Below are 2,237 nucleotides of genomic sequence, written 5' to 3' on the forward strand. Positions count from 1 at the left end.
CGCGTCTCACACGCGATGCCGCGCCGAACGCGCGCATCGCCTGGCCGCCCACGCTCATGGCCAAACGCGGCGAAGCGCTGCGCGCCGCGCATCTGCGCTATGCGCCGCGCAAAACCGGCAGCGGCGCGCTGCATTGCTTCGTGCTCGATTGTTCGGCGTCGATGCTCGCGCGCGGTCAACTCGCGCTCGCGAAAGGGCTGCTGATCGCGCTATTCGATCGCGCGCGCGGCGAACGCGTGGAAGTGGCGCTGATCTGTTTCGGCGGCGCGCGCGCCGAACTGCGCTTCGGTCCCGCCGTGCCGCGCTGGTGGAACGAGCGCTGGATCGAGCCCGTAGGCGCGGGCGGCGGCACGCCGCTCGAAGCGGGCCTCGCGCGCGCGTCGCAACTGCTTGAACGCGCCGCGCGCCGCGATCCTGGACGCGCGCGTCATCTATGGCTGTTCAGCGATGGCCGCACGACGCAATTTCCCGCGCGTCCCGCGCACGCCGATCACGTGACCGTGGTCGATTGCGAGGCGTCGGCGCTGCGTCTCGGACGCTGCCGCGCGCTGGCGCAGGCGTGGGACGGCGAGTGCATCGACGCCGACGCGATGCTCGCCTGAACGCGGAACTGAGCGGGAACCGAGCGCGGAACTGAGTGCTCAGCGCGCCGCGCCAGTCCAGTAGAGCACGTCGTCCTGACGGTCGAACACGTAGACCTTCATCGCCATCTGCTCGGCGGGCGTGAGGCCGTCGAGTTCGAGGCCGAGCGTGCTCAGCGGCGGCGTGCCGTCTTCCTGCTGCACGTTGCGGATCACCGCGCCCGATTCGATCATGGTGTCGAGATCGCCCGAGCGCAAACGGAACGCCACGCGCAGCCGTTCGCCCACTTTGCCGAGCGCCCACGGCGCGGCAATCGAGAGCCCGAGCGCGCTGATGCCGCGCGCGAGCGCCACGCCCTGATAACCCTCGCTGTCCGCGCCGATGCCGTAACGCACCGGGAACTGCGCGCGCACGCGAATCGACTTGCGCTCGCGCAGCATGCGGATATTGGCGGGCTTCGAGAGCACGAGATAGCCGAGCGGCGCCTGAAACATCGCGTTGATCGTGCAGACGAAGCGATACACGGCCTGGCTCGCGATCGCGACGAGTTCGACGTTCTCGCCGGGCGTGATCTCGATCGGGCGGCCATCGACATAAGGCAGCGTGACGAAGATCGCCTCGTTCGGCGCGAAGCCGATCAGCTTGCACGGATGCATGGGCGCGCCGCTCGCGCCTTGCTGCGGACGCAGCCCCATCAGCGCGCCGATGTTCAGATGCAGATCGCGCACGCTCGGCAGCGTGGCCGGCGGTTCGTCGCTTTTGGCGGCCGCGGCGGGCGTGGCGGTCTGTCCGGCGGCGGACGCGTCGAGGTCGCCGCGGCGGGGCGCGAAATGGCGGAACAGGAAGTCGCGTTCGGCATCGCCGACCAGCGACGCGCCGCGATCCAGCAGCAGCGTGCCGTCGACATCGACGACGGGCCAGTCGAGCGGCTGGCCGACTGGCAGATCGGCAGGCGTCAGCGGCGTGGCGTCGTGGGGCGTTGCGGAAACTGCAGCGGTTGCAGATGCGATTTCAGAAGCGACTTCGGAGGCCGCAGCGGAAGCGGTGGCAAGAGTGTCGGTCATCGGCGCGCCAGGGGTGAGTAACAGATTCCCTGCGTTAACGGCGCGCCGCGACAAAACTTCAGTGCGGACTCAACGAACTGTTTTACGATCTATTCCGCATAGAAACGCGGCGTGTAGACCCATTCGCGCAGCGCCTGCTGTGCGCCGCCGCGCGCGAATCCGCGTGTGGTCGAGGACCCGACGATCACCATCGTGCGCATATCGACATCCGACGACTGCAGTTCGCCGAGCGTCATCGTGCGCAGCGTCTCGCCAGGGCGGCCGACGTCGCGGCCCAGCACCACGCGCGTCTCGGGCGAGCGCACCGCGCGCACGATCTCCAGCGCGCGGTCGAGCTGCCACGGACGCGCGCGCGAGATCGGGTTGTAGAAGGCCATCACGAGGTCCGCGAGCGCGGCGTGATGCAGACGCTTTTCGATCACCGACCACGGCTTCAGATTGTCCGAGAGCGAGAGCATGCAGAAGTCGTGGCCGAGCGGCGCGCCGGCCTGGGCGGCGGTCGCGAGCGCGGCCGAGACGCCCGGCACGATCTGCAGTTCGACGCGCTGCCAGCGCGGATCGTCGGCGCCTTCGAGCGCTTCGAGCACGGCG

Annotated in this window: 3 protein-coding genes; 1 reads left to right on the plus strand and 2 read right to left on the minus strand. The window is 69.4% G+C overall.

Annotation, left to right across the window (positions count from 1 at the left end):
* The first annotated feature begins 56 nt into the window (after positions 1-56).
* Complete coding sequence (locus tag G3N97_RS38280) at positions 57-602, plus strand: VWA domain-containing protein (protein ID WP_205997926.1); 546 nt, start codon at positions 57-59, stop codon at positions 600-602.
* A 39-nt stretch (positions 603-641) separates the two neighbouring features.
* Here the strand turns inward: G3N97_RS38280 and G3N97_RS38285 are convergent, their stop codons facing one another.
* Both G3N97_RS38285 and G3N97_RS38290 read right to left on the minus strand, forming a co-directional pair.
* Positions 642-1,646, minus strand: coding sequence for a flagellar brake protein (locus G3N97_RS38285; protein WP_205997924.1), 1,005 nt, complete (start codon positions 1,644-1,646; stop codon positions 642-644).
* A gap of 89 nt (positions 1,647-1,735) precedes the next feature.
* The coding region (locus G3N97_RS38290; RefSeq protein ID WP_205997925.1) for a precorrin-3B C(17)-methyltransferase at positions 1,736-2,237 on the minus strand (502 nt) is incomplete at its 5' end.

Origin of the sequence: Paraburkholderia sp. Ac-20347 (assembly GCF_017104805.1) — a bacterium.
GTDB lineage: Bacteria > Pseudomonadota > Gammaproteobacteria > Burkholderiales > Burkholderiaceae > Paraburkholderia > Paraburkholderia tropica.

What these genes read in the sequence shown, in the direction of transcription:
- G3N97_RS38285 (WP_205997924.1), bottom strand. Translation starts at nt 1,646, where the DNA reads ATGACCGACACTCTTGCCACCGCTTCCGCTGCGGCCTCCGAAGTCGCT.
- G3N97_RS38280 (WP_205997926.1), top strand. Translation starts at nt 57, where the DNA reads ATGGCCAAACGCGGCGAAGCGCTGCGCGCCGCGCATCTGCGCTATGCG.